The sequence below is a fragment of the Enterobacter cloacae complex sp. 397G4 genome (assembly GCF_050031515.1).
GTDB lineage: Bacteria > Pseudomonadota > Gammaproteobacteria > Enterobacterales > Enterobacteriaceae > Enterobacter > Enterobacter hormaechei_C.
Map to the genome: position 1 here is coordinate 3,106,074 of NZ_JBLGWE010000001.1, position 18,545 is coordinate 3,124,618.

11 protein-coding genes are annotated in these 18,545 nt (G+C 59.5%); 8 read left to right on the forward strand and 3 right to left on the reverse strand.

From position 1 onward, the window contains the following. Positions 1-11: 11 nt before the first annotated feature. A complete protein-coding gene (dcd, locus tag ACQG1Y_RS14975) occupies positions 12-593 on the reverse strand; it encodes a dCTP deaminase (RefSeq protein WP_006811250.1) in 582 nt (193 codons plus the stop codon). Positions 594-684: 91 nt separating this feature from the next. Then, positions 685-1,326 (reverse strand): uridine kinase, encoded by a 642-nt coding sequence (udk, locus tag ACQG1Y_RS14980; protein WP_368740595.1) that lies wholly within the window; start codon positions 1,324-1,326, stop codon positions 685-687. Between the two features lie 342 nt (positions 1,327-1,668). Between udk and ACQG1Y_RS14985 the strand changes: the two genes are divergently transcribed. Then, the gene (locus ACQG1Y_RS14985; protein WP_368740596.1) at positions 1,669-4,998 is read left to right on the forward strand and encodes a diguanylate cyclase; all 3,330 of its coding nucleotides are present in this window, start codon (positions 1,669-1,671) and stop codon (positions 4,996-4,998) included. Here ACQG1Y_RS14985 and alkA read toward each other — a convergent pair. Next, complete coding sequence (gene alkA / locus ACQG1Y_RS14990) at positions 4,963-5,835, reverse strand: DNA-3-methyladenine glycosylase 2 (protein WP_128771529.1); 873 nt, start codon at positions 5,833-5,835, stop codon at positions 4,963-4,965. The genes ACQG1Y_RS14985 and alkA overlap by 36 nt on opposite strands. Positions 5,836-5,965: 130 nt before the next feature. On the opposite strand from alkA, the gene yegD reads away from it, so the two are divergent. From yegD to baeR, 7 genes are all read left to right on the forward strand, one after another. Continuing rightward, entirely contained in the window at positions 5,966-7,318 is a 1,353-nt protein-coding gene (yegD, locus tag ACQG1Y_RS14995; RefSeq protein WP_017383266.1) for a molecular chaperone, read from the forward strand. A 216-nt stretch (positions 7,319-7,534) separates the two neighbouring features. Continuing rightward, positions 7,535-8,737 (forward strand): MdtA/MuxA family multidrug efflux RND transporter periplasmic adaptor subunit, encoded by a 1,203-nt coding sequence (locus ACQG1Y_RS15000; RefSeq protein WP_017693081.1) that lies wholly within the window; start codon positions 7,535-7,537, stop codon positions 8,735-8,737. Further along, positions 8,737-11,859, forward strand: coding sequence for an MdtB/MuxB family multidrug efflux RND transporter permease subunit (locus ACQG1Y_RS15005; protein WP_033487322.1), 3,123 nt, complete (start codon positions 8,737-8,739; stop codon positions 11,857-11,859). Before ACQG1Y_RS15000 ends, ACQG1Y_RS15005 begins: the two co-directional genes overlap by 1 nt. Then, positions 11,860-14,937, forward strand: coding sequence for a multidrug efflux RND transporter permease subunit MdtC (gene mdtC / locus ACQG1Y_RS15010; RefSeq protein WP_017693079.1), 3,078 nt, complete (start codon positions 11,860-11,862; stop codon positions 14,935-14,937). Further along, complete coding sequence (locus ACQG1Y_RS15015) at positions 14,938-16,353, forward strand: MFS transporter (protein ID WP_426736784.1); 1,416 nt, start codon at positions 14,938-14,940, stop codon at positions 16,351-16,353. Next, entirely contained in the window at positions 16,350-17,753 is a 1,404-nt protein-coding gene (gene baeS / locus ACQG1Y_RS15020) for a two-component system sensor histidine kinase BaeS (RefSeq protein WP_015572365.1), read from the forward strand. Before ACQG1Y_RS15015 ends, baeS begins: the two co-directional genes overlap by 4 nt. Beyond that, entirely contained in the window at positions 17,750-18,472 is a 723-nt protein-coding gene (baeR, locus tag ACQG1Y_RS15025) for a two-component system response regulator BaeR (RefSeq protein WP_015572364.1), read from the forward strand. Before baeS ends, baeR begins: the two co-directional genes overlap by 4 nt. The last annotated feature ends 73 nt before the right edge of the window (positions 18,473-18,545 follow it).

The following is an 18,545-nucleotide window of genomic DNA, read 5'->3' on the forward strand; positions in this document are numbered from 1 at the left end:
GAACTCACAGATCAGTCTTTATCGATACGACTGGCAACCGCACCCTGCTGGTCGCGATATTTTGCGTCCTGACGGCGGTTATAAGGACGGTCTGCCGGGCCGGTCAGCGGTTCAAAGCTCAACGCACCAATCATCATTCCCGGACGAAGCGCCAGCGGCAATTTACCGGCGTTAAAGAACTCCAGCACGATACGGCCAGACCAGCCCGGATCGATACGGTGCGCGGTGACGTGCACCATCAGGCCCAGACGCGCCAGGGAAGAGCGTCCGTCAAGCCAGCCGACCAGATCCGCAGGCAGCGTGACCGATTCAAAGGTCACCGCCAGCGCCAGTTCGCCAGGATGGAGATAAAACGCCTCTCCTTCTTCGATGACGATTTCGTCGCTCATGACGCGATCCAGCGCCGCACTGACTTCGTCTTTCGGCCCGCTGAGGTCGATAAACGGTGCCGTGTGGCCGCTGAAGGTGCGGAATTTATTCCCCAGACGCACATCGACGGTCACGCCGTTAATACGCTCAACCGGCGGACGCGGGGTGATAGACAGGCGGCCTTCATCCAGCCAGGCTTCTATATCGCGGTCACAAAGACGCATGGCACTTTCTCCTTTCGTGCATCGCGCCCTGAAGCCTTACGGCGTCAGGGCAAAACCAGGTTATCTCTGAACGGTACACAATTCACACGGCTTATTCAAAAAACTGACTGATTTTCGCTTTTAAGATATCAATGGCAATACGGTTTTTACCGCCGCGAGGCACGATAATATCGGCGTATTGTTTCGAAGGCTCAATAAATTGCAGGAACATCGGGCGAACGGTTTTCTGATATTGCGCCATCACGGAGTCCATGGAGCGGCCGCGTTCGTTAACGTCGCGTTTAATACGCCGCATCAGGCAGATATCCAGCGGAGTGTCGACGAAAATCGAGAAGTTCATAGATTCGCGCAGACGGGCGTCGGTGAGCAGCAAAATCCCTTCAAGGATAATCACCTTCTTGGGCTCGATACGGATCGTTTCCTGGGTGCGGGTATGTTCCACGTAGCTGTAGACGGGCAGCTCAATCGCCTCGCCGCGCTTCAGCACTTCCAGATGCTGGAACAACAGGCTGTGGTCCATCGCACTGGGGTGGTCGTAGTTGGTTTTTACGCGCTCTTCCATCGAAAGATGGGATTGATCTTTGTAATAGCTATCTTCGGGAATAACACCGATATGCTCATCACCCACTTGTTCACGCAGTTCGCGATAAAGCGTACTGGCAATAAGACTTTTACCTGAAGCCGATGCGCCGGCGATGCCTATGATGACGCACTGATGAGACTTATCAGTCATAAATTTAGCGACCTGATTAACCTGGATGTAAGGAAGGACGACGCCGGAGCGTCAAACGCGGCAATTATAGGGATTTCGGGGGCGTGATACCAGTCGAATGCGCAGGTTATGCGAGGCGGGCTGAAAAGCGCCGTTTCACGCCTTTAGCAAAATTTTTACGCGCGGTTTTTCGCCATTTCATCACCCTTCTTCGCAGAGTAACTATTTTATAAGTCTATGAAGTCAAAATCTGACCACTCAGCATATGAATTGTAAAATGTTTGTACTAGCATAAACCAAATTATTAATTTCACGCGTCCGGACCTGGCTCCTGACAACATGGCGTCCCTGGATAGAGCGGTAATGAATAAACAATACCAGCGGGTTTTGGTTACTACCCCACATCCTTTACTGCGGCTTGTCTGTCTGGGTCTGGTCACGTTCATCTTCACCTTATTTTCCCTCGAGCTGACTCGCTTCGGTACGCTGCTGGCGCCACTATGGTTCCCGACTTCCATTATGATGGTGGCGTTTTACCGCCATGCGGGAAAAATGTGGCCCGGCATTGCGCTCGCCTGCTCCTTTGGCAATATTTTTGCCTCGTGGATGCTCTTCTCATGGGCATCGCTCAACATCACCTACACGGCGATCAATATCATTGAGGCCACGGTTGGCGCGCTGTTACTGCGTAAGCTGCTCCCCTGGTATAATCCGCTGCAAAACCTCAACGACTGGGTCCGGCTTGCCCTCGGCAGTGCCCTGGTGCCGCCGCTGGTGGGGGGCGTTCTGGTTCATTTTCTGGTGCCGAGCGCGGAGCCGCTGCGTAATTTCCTTGTCTGGGTACTTTCAGAAGCCATTGGCGCACTGGCGCTGGTGCCGTTAGGTCTGCTGTTTAAGCCGCATTACCTGCTGCGCCACCGAAACCCGAAACTGCTGCTGGAAACGCTGGTGACCCTGGTCGTCACGCTGGTTCTTAGCTGGACGGCAATCACCTGGCTGCCGTGGCCATTCACCTGCATTATCGTTCTACTGATGTGGAGCGCGGTCCGTCTGCCGCGTATGGAAGCGTTCCTGATATTTTTATTCACCATCATGATGGTGTCCCTGATGATGGCGCGAAATCCGCTCTCCATGACGCCCTCCACCATGATCGTCACCTTCAACGCGCCGTGGCTCCCCTTCCTGATGATGCTGCTCCCCGCCAACATTATGACGATGGTGATGTATGCCTTCCGGGCCGAGCGTAAACATATTACGGAAAGCGAAGAACGTTTTCGCAATGCGATGGAGTATTCCGCGATTGGTATGGCGCTGGTGGGCATTGAGGGCCAGTGGCTCCAGGCCAACAAGGCTCTGTGCAATTTCCTCGGTTACAGCCAGTCCGAGCTTCAGTCGCTCACGTTCCAGCAGTTAACCTGGCCGGAAGATTTAAATACCGACCTGGAGCAGCTGCAACAGCTGATTCACGGCGAGATCAACACCTACACCCTCGAAAAACGCTACTACACCCGCAGCGGCGAGGTGGTGTGGGCGCTGCTGGCCGTCTCCGTTGTGCGCCATGCCGACGGCACCCCGCTCTACTTTATTGCCCAGATTGAAGACATCAACGATCTGAAACAGACCGAGTGGGTGAATAAGCGTCTGATGGAGCGTATCACTCTCGCTAACGAAGCCGGCGGAATCGGGATTTGGGAGTGGGATCTCGAGCCGGACGTAATCAGCTGGGATAAACGGATGTTTGAGCTGTACGAGATCCCCTCGCACATTAAACCCACCTGGCAGCTCTGGCATGCGGCCATGGTGCCTGAAGATCGTACGCACGCCGAACAGGTCCTGCGTGAGTCACTCCAGGCCAGGGTACCTTTCAAGCTGGAATTTCGCATTCGCGTCAAGGATGGCATTCGCCACATTCGTTCGCTGGCGAACCGGGTGCTGAACAAACAGGGCGAAGTGGAGCGGCTGTTAGGGATCAACATGGATATGACCGAGGTGAAGCAGCTGAACGAGGCGCTGTTCCAGGAAAAAGAGCGCCTGCATATCACCCTCGACTCTATCGGCGAAGCGGTGCTGTGTACCGACATCGACATGAACATCACCTTTATGAACCCGGTCGCCGAGAAGATGAGCGGCTGGTCGCAAAGCGAAGCGCTGGGTCAGCCCATTCTGAAGGTGCTACACATTACCTTCGGCGAGAACGGTCCGTTAATGGAAAACATCCACAGCGGCGATATGTCCCGTACCGATATCGAACAGGATGTGGTGCTTAACTGCCGCAATGGCGGCAGTTTCGACATTCATTACAGCATAACCCCCCTCAGCACTCTGGAAGGACACACCATCGGCTCGGTGCTGGTGATTCAGGACGTCACCGAGTCGCGCAAAATGCTGCGCCAGCTGAGCTACAGCGCTTCCCATGACGCCCTTACCCACCTGGCGAACCGCGTCAGCTTTGAAAACCATCTTAAGCGCCTGTTGCAGACGGTACAGGAGACCCATCAGCGTCACGCGCTGGTCTTTATCGATCTTGACCGTTTTAAGGCGGTGAACGATACGGCAGGCCACGCGGCGGGCGACGCTCTCCTGCGCGAACTCTCTTCGCTGATGCTGACCATGCTGCGCTCCAGCGACGTGCTGGCGCGTCTGGGCGGCGACGAGTTTGGCCTGCTGCTGCCGGACTGCAACGTCGAAAGCGCACGCTATATTGCGGGCCGGTTGATCGACGCCATCAACAACTATCATTTTTCCTGGGAAGGACGCCTGCACCGCATTGGCGCCAGCGCGGGGATTACGCTGATTGACGACACCAATTACCAGGCTGCGGAAGTGATGTCTCAGGCCGATATCGCCTGCTACGCCTCGAAAAACAGCGGGCGCGGCGTGGTCACCGTCTACGAACCCCAGCAGGAGCGGATCCACAGCACGCGCAGCATGATGTCGCTGGATGAGCAGTGGCACATGATTAAAGATAACCATCTGCTGATGATCGCCCGCAGCGTCGCCTCGCCGCGCATTCCCGAGAGCAGTAGCTTCTGGCTGATTTCCTTGCGGCTGTGGACCAGCCAGGGGGAAGTGCTGGAAGAGCATGCCTTCCGCGCCGGGCTGGCGGAACCGGAGCTGCTGCACGCCCTGGACCGACGGATATTCAGCGAATTTTTCCGTACCTATGCCGCACAGGTGGCGGCCAAAGGAATGGGCGTCGTGCTGCCGCTCTCAGAGGCGGGTTTAGCCAGCGTCACGCTGGTGGATGAGCTGCTCGACCTGATCACCAGAGGTCCGCTGCCGGCGCGGCTGCTGCATCTGGCGATCGCCGTTGATGTGCTGAGCAATACGGATGAAAACGTGCAGCAGGGTCTGCAAAAGCTTCGTCAGGCCGGCTGTCGCGTGGTGCTGACCCGGGTCGGACGCGATATGAACGTCTTCAGCCAGCTCAGCGCCAACACCGCCGATTATCTGCTGCTGGATACAGACATGGTGACCAACGTCCACGGCAATCTGATGGATGAGATGATGGTGACAATCATTCAGGGCCACGCCCAGCGTCTGGGCATAAAAACCATTGCCGGGCCATGCCATCAGTCGATCATGATGGATACGCTGTCGGGCATCGGCGTTGATTTTATTTACGGCGACACCATCGGGGAAGCGCAGCCGCTTGATCTACTGCTGAATACCAGCTATTTCGCCATCAACTGACGGCGACCAGCCGTCGGTGTACCAGATATGTAACAGCGCATACGAGCGCCACGGCTGCCAGCGTTCGGCATAGCGACGGATCTGCGCGGGCGTCATACCGGCAAAGCGCTGTTTAATCAGATAGTCATCCGGCAGGAAAACATCCTTCGCCTGCCAGCCGCGCAGGGCCAGATAATTCGCGGTCCAGCGCCCGATGCCGGGGCGCTGTTGTAGCGCCTTCATCCCGGCCTCAACGTTCGCAGGCGGGAACAGCGGGAATTCACCGTCCACCACCGACTGCGCCAGATGAATCAACGACTCCGCACGCCTGAGCGGCATCCCGAGGGCTTTCAACGCCAGCGGATCTGCCGCGGCCAGCACCTCTGGCGGAGGAAAGCAGAGATAGCCCGGCGCATCCTCAATGGGTTCACCGCACAGCGCCACCACCCGTGACGCCAGTTTTGCCGCCATCGCCACGCTCACCAGTTGCCCGAGAATGGCGCGCACGCCCTGCTCGTATGCATCCATCGCGCCGGGCAAACGTAAGCCCGGCCGCGCCGCGCCGAGCTCGCCGAGAGTCTGCGCAATGTGCAGCGGGTCGCAATCGAGGTCAAACAGGCGGGAGATGCGGTCGAGGCAGATATCCGCCACCGGGATCAGGCCAGGGCTGAGCGACACCGCCAGCGTAGGGGTTGCGCTGTCTGGCGTAACCCGGAAAACGCCATGGTGCCCGGCATAGCCAAAACTGCGCTCGTAGTAATCCTCCGTAACGGTCTCAACCCCCGTGACCGCACGCGCGGCAAGAAAGCCAAACATCCACGACCAGTCGTAGGGCGGTTGCCAGTTCAGGGTGTACATCGTCTCTCCTTTTGTATTTACCTCAGCATAAACCGAAAGATCGCCTTGCGCCTTGCTTTCATATTCCTGTTGTCGCCTGGCAGACATTTCGCTAAAGTCTCGCCCCTTCTCACCGGCATGGGGATTTATTGTGTTTATTGGATTCGACTACGGCACCGCAAACTGCTCGGTTGCGATAATGCAAAATGGACAACCGCAGCTCCTGAAAATGGAAAACGGCAGTACGCTGTTGCCGTCAATGCTTTGTGCGCCCACGCGTGAAGCGGTGAGCGAGTGGCTGTTCCGCCACCATCAGGTTCCGGCCACGGCGGCGGAGACCCAAGCGCTGCTGCGCCGTGCGGTCAGCTTTAACCGCGAGGAAGATATCGACGTTACCCCGTCCAGCGTGCAGTTCGGCCTCTCTTCCCTCGGGCAGTACATTGAAGACCCGGAAGAGGTCTACTTCGTTAAATCGCCGAAATCCTTCCTCGGCGCCAGCGGCCTGAAGCCGCAGCAGGTGGCGATGTTTGAAGATCTGGTCTGCGCGATGATGCTGCACATCCGCAATCAGGCGCAGTCCCAGGTGCCGGATGCCATCACCCAGGCGGTGATTGGCCGTCCGATTAACTTTCAGGGGCTGGGCGGCGACGAAGCCAACCAGCAGGCGCAGGGGATCCTTGAGCGTGCAGCGCACCGGGCAGGCTTCCGTGACGTGGTGTTCCAGTATGAGCCGGTTGCGGCGGGGCTGGATTTTGAAGCCACGCTGACGGAAGAGAAACGGGTGCTGGTGGTGGACATCGGCGGCGGTACGACGGACTGTTCATTACTGCTGATGGGTCCCCAGTGGCATCACCGTCGCGATCGTGAAAATAGTCTGCTGGGGCACAGCGGCTGCCGCGTGGGCGGTAACGATCTTGATATTGCCCTGGCCTTCAAGAGCCTGATGCCGCTGCTCGGCATGGGCGGTCAAACCGAGAAAGGCATCGCCCTGCCTATCCTGCCGTGGTGGAACGCGATTGCCATCAACGACGTCCCTGCCCAGAGTGATTTTTACAGCACCGCGAATGGCCGTTTCCTCAACGATCTGGTGCGTGATGCGCAGGATGCAGAGAAGGTCGCACTTCTGTATAAGGTGTGGCGTCAGCGTCTGAGCTACCGGGTGGTGCGCACCGCCGAAGAGAGCAAAATTGCCCTTTCCGATCGTCCAGAGCATGCGGTTTCGCTGCCGTTTATCAGTGACGATCTGGCTACGGCTATCACTCAGGAAGGGCTGGAAATGGCGCTGACTCAGCCGCTTCAGCGTATTCTGGAGCAGGTGCAACTGGCGCTTGAGAACGGCAACGTGAAGCCGGACGTAATTTACCTGACTGGCGGTAGCGCCCGTTCGCCGCTGATCAAGAAAGCGCTGGCGGAACAGCTGCCGGGGATCCCGATTGCCGGCGGCGATGACTTTGGCTCCGTTACGGCAGGGCTGGCGCGCTGGGCGCAGGTGGTGTTTAGCTAATGGGGTTGTGCCGGGTGGCGGCTTCGCCTTACCCGGCCTACAAGATCCTCCAACCGTAGGCCGGGTAAGCGCAGCGCCACCCGGCGAAGGCGAAACCGCAGCGCCACACTCAGACAATTCCCGACAGTCTTCCATATTTCCTCCATTTTTCCGCTGTGTTAGCTGACTAAACTAGTATCATTCCCCGAAAGAGTTTCAGGATGAGAACGTATAACGATGAAAGGCAGTAACAAATCCCGCTGGGCAATCGCCGTTGGTCTGATTGTGGTGGTCCTGGCCGCCGCCTGGTACTGGCACAGCCAGTCCGCGAACTCCACGGCACCTGCTGGCGCTAATAGCCCCTCACAACGCTCAACGGGCGGTGGGCGCCACGCTATGCGCGGCGGTGCGCTGGCACCGGTGCAGGCGGCAACGGCGGTGAATAAAGCGGTGCCTCGTTATCTCTCCGGGCTGGGAACCATCACCGCCGCCAACACCGTGACGGTACGTAGCCGCGTGGACGGTCAGTTGATGGCCATCCATTTCCAGGAAGGTCAGCAGGTAAAAGCCGGCGATCTGCTGGCGGAAATCGATCCAAGCCAGTTTAAGGTTGCCCTGGCGCAGGCGCAGGGGCAGCTCGCGAAAGACAAAGCCACCCTCGCCAATGCCCGCCGCGATTTAGCCCGCTATCAGCAGCTGGTAAAAACCAACCTCGTGTCGCGCCAGGAGCTGGACACCCAGCAGTCTCTGGTCAGTGAATCTCAGGGCACCATCAAGGCCGACGAAGCCGCGGTCGCCAGCGCCCAGCTCCAGCTCGACTGGAGCCGGATCACCGCGCCGATTGACGGCCGCGTGGGCCTGAAACAGGTTGATATCGGCAACCAAATCTCCAGCGGCGACACCACGGGCATCGTGGTGATCACCCAGACGCATCCTATCGATCTCGTTTTTACCCTGCCGGAAAGCGACATTGCGACGGTGATACAGGCGCAGAAGGCCGGAAAAGCGCTGGTGGTTGAAGCCTGGGATCGCACCAACAAGCAGAAGCTGAGCGAAGGTTCGCTGTTGAGCCTGGATAACCAGATCGACACCACCACCGGCACCATTAAGCTAAAAGCACGCTTCAACAATCAGGACGATGCCCTGTTCCCGAATCAGTTCGTCAACGCGCGAATGCTGGTCGCGACCGAAGAAAACGCGGTAGTGATCCCGACGGCGGCCCTGCAAATGGGCAGTGAAGGCAACTTTGTCTGGGTGCTGAACAGCGAAAACAAGGTCAGCAAACACCTGGTGAAAACCGGCATCCAGGACAGCCAGACGGTGGTGATCAGCGCCGGGCTGTCCGCTGGCGACCGCGTCGTGACCGACGGTATTGACCGTCTGACCGAAGGGGCGCAGGTCGAGGTGGTGGAAGCGCAGGATACAGGAGCAAAAGCCTGATGCAGGTGATGCCGCCGAGCTCTACAGGTGGGCCATCACGCCTGTTTATCTTACGTCCGGTTGCGACGACCCTGCTGATGGTGGCGATCCTGCTGGCCGGGATCATTGGCTACCGTTTTCTGCCCGTGTCGGCGCTGCCGGAAGTGGACTACCCGACCATTCAGGTTGTCACCCTCTATCCGGGCGCCAGTCCGGATGTGGTGACGTCCGCCATCACCGCCCCGCTGGAGCGTCAGTTTGGCCAGATGTCTGGCCTGAAGCAGATGTCTTCCCAGAGCTCCGGTGGCGCTTCGGTCGTCACGCTTCAGTTCCAGCTCACGCTGTCGCTGGACGTCGCTGAGCAGGAGGTGCAGGCCGCGATTAACGCCGCCACAAACCTGCTGCCGTCTGACCTGCCGAATCCACCTGTTTACAGCAAGGTCAACCCGGCGGATCCGCCGATCATGACCCTTGCCGTCACCTCCTCCGCCATGCCGATGACCCAGGTGGAAGACATGGTTGAAACCCGCGTGGCGCAGAAGATTTCGCAGGTGACCGGCGTGGGGCTGGTGACGCTGGCGGGCGGTCAACGCCCCGCCGTGCGCGTCAAACTGAATGCCCAGGCCATTGCCGCGCTGGGGTTAACCAGCGAAACCATTCGCACCGCCATCAGCAGCGCCAACGTCAACTCAGCGAAGGGTTCGCTGGACGGCCCGACCCGCGCGGTCACGCTCTCCGCCAACGACCAGATGCAGTCCGCCGATGAGTACCGTCAGCTGATCATTGCCTACCAGAACGGCGCGCCGATCCGTTTGGGCGACGTGGCAACCGTTGAACAAGGCGCGGAAAACAGCTGGCTCGGGGCGTGGGCCAATAAGCAGCAGGCGATTGTCATGAACGTTCAGCGCCAGCCGGGCGCGAACATCATTGATACCGCCGACAGCATTCGCACCATGCTGCCGCAGCTGGTGGAAAGCCTGCCGAAATCGGTCAGCGTGAAGGTGCTCTCTGACCGCACCACGAATATTCGCGCGTCAGTGACCGACACCCAGTTCGAGCTGATGCTGGCGATTGCGCTGGTGGTGATGATCATCTACCTGTTCCTGCGCAACGTCCCGGCAACCATCATTCCCGCCGTCGCTGTGCCGCTCTCGCTGGTCGGAACGTTCGCGGTGATGGTGTTCCTCGACTTCTCGATTAACAACCTGACGCTGATGGCGCTCACCATCGCCACCGGGTTTGTGGTGGACGACGCCATCGTGGTAATCGAGAACATCTCGCGCTATATCGAGAAAGGTGAAAAGCCGTTAGCCGCCGCGCTGAAGGGCGCGGGGGAGATTGGCTTTACCATTATCTCGCTCACCTTCTCGCTGATTGCGGTGCTGATCCCGCTGCTGTTTATGGGCGATATCGTCGGGCGGCTGTTCCGCGAGTTTGCCGTGACGCTGGCGGTCGCCATTCTGATCTCTGCCGTGGTGTCGCTGACGCTGACGCCGATGATGTGCGCCCGCATGCTGAGCCACGAGTCCTTGCGCAAGCAAAACCGCTTCTCGCGCGCCTCCGAGCGGATGTTCGAGCGCATTATCGCCGCCTACGGCCGCGTGCTGGCGAAAGTGCTGAACCATCCGTGGGCAACGCTCGGCGTGGCGCTCGGCACCCTGGCGCTCAGCGTCATGCTGTGGATTTTCATTCCGAAAGGCTTCTTCCCGATTCAGGACAACGGCATTATTCAGGGCACGCTTCAGGCGCCGCAGACGGTCTCCTTCGCCAACATGGCGCAGCGCCAGCAGCAGGTGTCTGAGATCATCATGAAAGATCCGGCGGTGGAAAGCCTGACTGCCTACGTGGGCGTGGACGGCACCAACCCGTCGCTCAACAGCGCGCGCCTGCAAATTAACCTTAAACCGCTCGATGACCGCGACGATCGCGTTAACGCGGTGATTGAACGCCTGCAAAGCGCGGTGGCGCGCGTGCCGGGCATTGAGCTGTATCTGCAACCGATCCAGGATTTAACCATTGATACGCAGGTGAGCCGCACGCAGTACCAGTTTACGCTCCAGGCCACCTCGCTTGAGGCACTGAGCACCTGGGTGCCGCAGCTGGTGGACAAGCTGAAAGCACTGCCGCAGGTTTCTGACGTCAGCAGCGACTGGCAGGATAAAGGGCTGGCGGCGTACGTGAACGTCAACCGCGACACCGCCAGCCGTCTGGGCATTACCATGTCCGACGTGGATAACGCCCTGTATAACGCCTTTGGCCAGCGCCTGATCTCCACCATCTATACCCAGGCCAACCAGTATCGCGTGGTGCTGGAACATAACACCGAGAACACGCCCGGGCTGGCCGCGCTGGACACGGTGCGCCTGACCAGCAAAGACAGCGGGATTGTGCCGCTCAGCGCCATTGCCAGCGTGGAAGAGCGTCACACCCCGCTGTCGATTAACCATCTCGATCAGTTCCCGTCCACCACCATTTCCTTCAACGTGCCGGACGGCTATTCCCTGGGCGAAGCGGTGGAGGCCATTCTGGGCGCGGAGAAAGAACTCAGCTTCCCGTCCGATATTCAGACCCAGTTCCAGGGCAGTACGCTGGCGTTCCAGGCCGCGCTGGGCAGCACCGTCTGGCTGATTGTCGCGGCGGTGGTGGCGATGTATATCGTGCTTGGCGTGCTGTATGAAAGCTTTATCCATCCGATCACCATCCTCTCCACCCTGCCGACGGCGGGCGTGGGGGCGCTGCTGGCGCTGATGCTGGCGGGGAGCGAGCTGGACGTCATTGCGATCATCGGCATCATCCTGCTTATCGGCATTGTGAAGAAAAACGCCATCATGATGATCGACTTTGCGCTGGCCGCCGAGCGCGAGCAGGGTATGGCGCCGCGCGAGGCCATTTACCAGGCCTGTCTGCTGCGTTTTCGTCCGATCCTGATGACCACCCTCGCCGCCCTGCTGGGCGCGCTGCCGCTGATGCTGAGCACCGGCGTGGGGGCCGAACTGCGCCGTCCGCTGGGCATCGGGATGGTGGGCGGCCTGCTGGTGAGCCAGGTGCTGACGCTGTTTACCACGCCGGTTATCTACCTGCTGTTTGACCGTCTGGCCCTGTGGACGAAAAGCCGCTTCCCGAAACGTGAAGAGGAGGCGTAAGTGAAGTTTTTCGCCCTCTTCATTTACCGTCCGGTGGCGACGATTTTACTCTCCGTCGCTATTACCCTGTGCGGCGTGCTGGGCTTCCGGCTGCTGCCGGTGGCCCCGCTGCCGCAGGTCGATTTCCCGGTGATCATGGTCAGCGCCTCGCTGCCGGGTGCCTCGCCGGAGACCATGGCGTCATCAGTGGCGACGCCGCTTGAGCGCTCGCTTGGGCGAATTGCCGGGGTTAACGAGATGACCTCCAGCAGTTCGCTGGGCAGCACGCGCATCATTCTGGAATTTAACTTCGACCGGGACATCAACGGCGCGGCGCGTGACGTGCAGGCCGCGATAAACGCCGCCCAAAGCCTGCTGCCAAGCGGCATGCCGAGCCGTCCAACCTACCGCAAGGCTAACCCGTCCGACGCGCCGATCATGATCCTGACGCTCACGTCAGAGACCTACTCCCAGGGCGAGCTGTATGATTTTGCCTCCACCCAGCTGGCGCAAACCATCGCCCAGATTGACGGCGTGGGCGACGTGGACGTCGGCGGCAGCTCTCTGCCCGCCGTGCGCGTGGGGCTGAATCCGCAGGCGCTGTTTAACCAGGGCGTATCGCTGGACGACGTGCGTTCCGCCATCAGCAACGCCAACGTGCGTAAGCCGCAGGGCGCGATTGAGGACAACAGCCACCGCTGGCAGATCCAGACCAACGACGAGCTGAAAACCGCCGCCGAGTATCAGCCGTTGATTATTCACTACAACAACGGTGCGGCGGTGCGCCTGAGCGACGTCGCCAGCGTCACCGATTCGGTGCAGGACGTGCGTAACGCCGGGATGACTAACGCCAAACCGGCGATTTTGCTGATGATCCGCAAACTGCCGGAAGCCAACATCATCCAGACGGTGAACAGCATCCGCGCGCGCCTGCCGGAGCTTCAGGAAACGATTCCGGCGGCCATCGACCTCCAGATTGCGCAGGACCGCTCCCCTACCATCCGCGCCTCGCTTGAGGAGGTAGAGCAAACGCTGATCATCTCCGTCGCGCTGGTGATCCTGGTGGTGTTCCTGTTCCTGCGCTCGGGGCGCGCCACGCTGATCCCGGCGGTGGCGGTTCCGGTATCGCTGATAGGCACCTTTGCCGCCATGTACCTGTGTGGGTTTAGTCTTAACAACCTGTCGCTGATGGCGCTGACGATTGCCACCGGGTTTGTAGTGGATGACGCCATCGTGGTGCTGGAGAATATCTCGCGCCATCTGGAAGCGGGCATGAAGCCGCTCCAGGCGGCGCTTCAGGGGACGCGCGAAGTGGGCTTCACGGTCCTGTCCATGAGCCTGTCGCTGGTGGCGGTATTCCTGCCGCTGCTGCTGATGGGCGGCCTGCCGGGGCGACTGCTGCGCGAATTTGCCGTCACGCTTTCCGTCGCCATCGGTATCTCCCTGGTGATTTCGCTGACGCTGACGCCGATGATGTGCGGCTGGATGCTAAAGCGCAGCCAACCGCACTCGCAGCCGCGCAGGAAAGGCTTTGGCCGCGTCCTGATGGCGATGCAGTCAGGCTATGGCAAATCGCTGAAATGGGTGCTGAACCACACGCGTCTTGTCGGGCTGGTGCTGATCGGCACCATTGTGCTCAACGTCTGGATGTATATCACCATCCCGAAAACCTTCTTCCCGGAGCAGGATACCGGCGTGCTGATGGGCGGTATTCAGGCGGACCAGAGTATTTCGTTCCAGGCGATGCGGGGCAAACTGCAAGACTTTATGAAAATTATCCGGGAAGATCCGGCCGTGGATAACGTCACCGGCTTTACCGGCGGCTCACGCGTTAACAGCGGGATGATGTTTATTACCCTTAAGCCGCGCGGTGAACGTCACGAAACGGCGCAGCAGATCATTGACCGCCTGCGGCTGAAGCTTGCCAAAGAGCCGGGGGCAAATCTGTTTTTGATGGCCGTTCAGGATATCCGCGTCGGCGGACGACAGGCTAACGCCAGCTATCAGTACACCCTGCTCTCAGATGACTTAGCCGCCCTGCGCGAGTGGGAGCCGAAGATCCGTAAAGCGCTGGCCGCGCTGCCGCAGCTGGCGGACGTGAACTCCGACAGCCAGAATAACGGCGCCGAGATGGCGCTCACCTACGATCGCGAAACCATGTCCCGCCTGGGCATTAACGTTGAAGCGGCCAACAGCCTGCTTAACAACGCCTTCGGGCAGCGTGAAGTCTCCACCATCTATCAGCCGATGAACCAGTACAAGGTGGTGATGGAAGTTGATCCGCGCTACACCCAGGACATCAGCGCGCTGGACAAGATGTTTGTGATCAATAATGACGGCAAGGCGATCCCGCTGTCGTACTTCGCCAGCTGGCAGCCGTCGAACGCGCCGCTGTCGGTGAACCACCAGGGGCTTTCCGCCGCCTCGACCGTGTCGTTTAACCTGCCAACCGGCTCGTCGCTGTCTGAGGCCAGCGACGCCATCAACCGCGCCATGACCCAGCTCGGGGTGCCCTCCTCCGTGCGCGGCAGCTTTGCCGGTACGGCGCAGGTGTTCCAGGACACCATGAACTCGCAGGTCATTTTGATACTGGCGGCTATTGCCACGGTTTATATCGTGCTGGGCGTGCTGTACGAAAGCTATGTGCACCCGTTGACCATTCTCTCCACGCTGCCTTCTGCGGGCGTGGGGGCGCTGCTGGCGCTGGAGCTGTTCGGTGCCCCGTTCAGCCTAATCGCGCTCATCGGGATCATGCTATTAATAGGTATTGTGAAGAAAAACGCGATTATGATGGTCGACTTTGCCCTGGACGCCCAGCGTAACGGCAACCTGACGCCGGACGAGGCGATATTCCAGGCCTGTCTGCTGCGTTTTCGCCCGATCATGATGACCACGCTGGCCGCGCTGTTCGGTGCGCTACCGCTGGTTATATCCGGCGGTGACGGCTCTGAACTGCGCCAGCCGCTGGGGATCACGATTGTCGGCGGCCTGGTGATGAGCCAGCTGCTGACGCTCTACACCACGCCGGTAGTCTATCTGTTCTTTGACCGACTGCGGCTGCGTTTTTCGCGTAAAAAGAGAACCACGGTGACCGAGTAAATGACCGACCTACCCAGTAACGTTCGCTGGCAATTGTGGATCGTCGCGTTCGGCTTCTTTATGCAGTCGCTGGACACGACCATCGTGAACACCGCCCTTCCCTCGATGGCGAAAAGCCTGGGGGAGAGCCCGCTGCACATGCATATGGTGATTGTCGCCTACGTGCTGACGGTCGCCGTGATGCTGCCCGCCAGCGGCTGGCTGGCGGATAAAGTCGGTGTGAGAAACATCTTCTTCACCGCCATTGTGCTGTTTACCACCGGGTCGCTGTTTTGCGCCCAGGCCAATACCCTCGACCAGTTGGTGATGGCGCGCGTGCTACAGGGCGTCGGCGGCGCGATGATGGTGCCCGTCGGGCGGTTAACGGTGATGAAAATTGTTCCGCGCACGCAGTATATGGCGGCGATGACCTTCGTCACCTTGCCCGGTCAGGTCGGCCCGCTGCTTGGCCCGGCGCTGGGCGGGATTCTGGTGGAGTATGCCTCCTGGCACTGGATCTTCCTGATCAACCTGCCGGTCGGTATTATCGGCGCGATTGCCACTCTGACGCTGATGCCGAACTATAAAATGCAGACCCGGCGCTTTGATTTCGTTGGCTTTATCCTGCTGGCGGCTGGCATGGCGACGCTCACCCTGGCCCTCGACGGGCAAAAAGGGCTGGGGATCTCCTCCCTGTCGCTCGCCCTGCTGGTGGCGCTGGGGATCACCGCGATTCTCTGGTATCTGTGGCATGCCAGAGGCAACGCTAACGCGCTGTTCAGCCTGAATCTGTTCAGGAATCCCACCTACCGTCTTGGTCTGTTCGGCAGCTTTGCCGGACGCAGCGGCAGCGGCATGTTGCCGTTTATGACGCCGGTGTTTTTACAGATTGGGATGGGCTTCTCGCCGTTCCACGCCGGGCTGATGATGATCCCGATGGTGCTCGGCAGCATGGGGATGAAGCGTATTGTGGTGCAGGTGGTGAACCGCTTCGGCTATCGCCGGGTGCTGGTGGCCGCCACGATCGGGCTGGCGCTGGTCTGCCTGCTGTTTATGGCCGTGGCGCTGCTGGGCTGGTACTACATCCTGCCGCTGGTGCTGTTCTGCCAGGGGATCATCAACTCCATGCGCTTCTCGTCGATGAACACCCTGACGCTGAAAGATCTGCCGGACGAGCTGGCGAGCAGTGGTAACAGCCTGCTGTCGATGATCATGCAGCTCTCCATGAGCGTGGGGGTCACGGTCGCCGGATTGCTGCTCGGCATGTACGGTCAGCACCATCTCAGCGCCGACACCCCCGTCGCGCATCAGGTCTTTTTATACACTTACCTCAGCATGGCGGTAATTATCGCCCTGCCCGCTTTTATCTTTGCCAGAGTACCGAATGACACGACCAAAAACGTCGTGATCCGACGCGGCAAAAGGAGTGCACCATGAAATTCTGGCGTCCGGGGATCACCGGTAAGCTTTTTGTGGCGATTTTCGCCACCTGTATCGTTCTGCTGATTACCATGCACTGGGCGGTGCGGGTCAGCTTTGAGCGCGGCTTTATTGACTACATTAAGCACGGTAACGAACAGCGACTACAGGGCTTAAGCGACGCGCTGGGCGAACAGTATAGCCTGCACGGTAACTGGCGTTTTCTGCGCAATAACGATCGCTTTGTGTTTCAAATCCTGCGATCGCTGGAGCACGATAATGACGACGACCGCCCGGGGCCGGGCATGCCGCCGCACGGCTGGCGCACCCAGTTCTGGGTGATTGATCAGGAGATGCGCGTGCTCGTTGGACCACGCTCTCCGGTACCGCCGGACGGCACAAAGCGCGCCATTACCTCTAACGGCGCCACGGTGGGCTGGGTTATCGCCTCGCCGGTCGAGCGGCTGACGCGCAACACCGACATCAACTTTGACCGCCAGCAGCGTCAGACCAGCTGGCTGATTGTCGCGCTTTCTACCCTGCTTGCGGCGCTCGCCACCTTCCCGCTGGCGCGCGGCCTGCTGGCGCCGGTTAAGCGCCTGGTGGAAGGCACGCACAAGCTGGCGGCGGGTGATTTCTCGACCCGCGTGGACACCCGCAGCCAGGATGAACTGGGCAAGCTGGCGCAGGACTTCAACCAGCTCGCCAGCACGCTGGAAAAAAACCAGCAGATGCGCCGCGATTTTATGGCCGACATTTCGCACGAGCTGCGCACCCCGCTGGCGGTGCTGCGCGGCGAGCTGGAGGCGATTCAGGACGGCGTGCGACAGTTCACCCCCGAGTCCGTGGCCTCGCTTCAGGCGGAAGTCGGCACGCTGACCAAGCTGGTGGACGATCTGCATCAGCTTTCCATGTCCGACGAAGGCGCCCTGGCCTACCAGAAAGCCCCAGTCGACGTGATCAATATCCTTGAAGTCGTGACCGGCGCATTCCGCGAGCGCTTCGCCAGCCGTGACCTGAAAATCAACCTCTCGCTGCCGGACAGCGCGGTGGTATTTGGCGACAGAGATCGCCTGATGCAGCTGTTCAATAATCTGCTGGAGAACAGCCTCCGCTACACCGACGGCGGCGGCGCGCTGCATATCTCCGGCAGGCAGGAAAACGGGCGCTTTGCCCTGACCTTTGCGGACTCCGCCCCTGGCGTGAAAGATGCGCAGCTGGAAAAACTGTTCGAGCGCTTCTATCGCACCGAAGGTTCACGCAACCGCGCCAGCGGCGGTTCCGGCCTTGGGCTGGCGATTTGCGTTAACATTGTTGAGGCCCACGGCGGCACCATCCGCGCCGCCCATTCGCCTTTTGGCGGGGTTAGCATTACAGTAGAGTTACCTCTGGAACGGGATTTATCGAGGGAAGCATGACCGAGTTACCGATTGACGACAACACACCGCGTATTTTGATCGTGGAAGACGAGCCTAAACTTGGACAACTGCTGATCGACTATTTGCGTGCCGCAAGTTACGCGCCAACGCTTATCAGCCACGGCGACCAGGTGCTGCCCTACGTGCGCCAGACGCCGCCGGATCTGATCCTACTGGATCTGATGCTGCCGGGTACCGACGGCCTGACCCTGTGCCGGGAAATTCGTCGTTTCTCCGATGTGCCCATCGTGATGGTGACGGCCAAAATCGAAGAGATCGACCGTCTGCTGGGGCTCGAAATCGGCGCCGACGATTACATCTGCAAGCCTTACAGCCCGCGGGAGGTGGTCGCTCGGGTGAAAACCATCCTCCGCCGCTGTAAGCCACAGCGTGAATTGCAGGTGCTGGATGCGCAAAGCCCGCTGATCGTCGACGAAAGCCGCTTCCAGGCGAGCTGGCGCAGCAAACTATTGGATCTTACCCCAGCGGAGTTCCGCCTGCTGAAAACGCTCTCCCACGAGCCGGGAAAAGTGTTTTCCCGCGAACAGTTGCTCAACCATCTGTATGACGATTACCGCGTAGTGACCGACCGCACCATCGACAGTCACATCAAAAACCTGCGCCGCAAGCTGGAGGCACTGGACGCCGACCAGTCGTTTATTCGCGCGGTGTACGGCGTGGGTTATCGCTGGGAAGCGGATGCGTGCAGGATTGCTTAATATTTGCTTTAACGATGATTACCTGCCCAGGTAATCATCGTTCTTCATAACATTCACTTTCTAACAACACCCC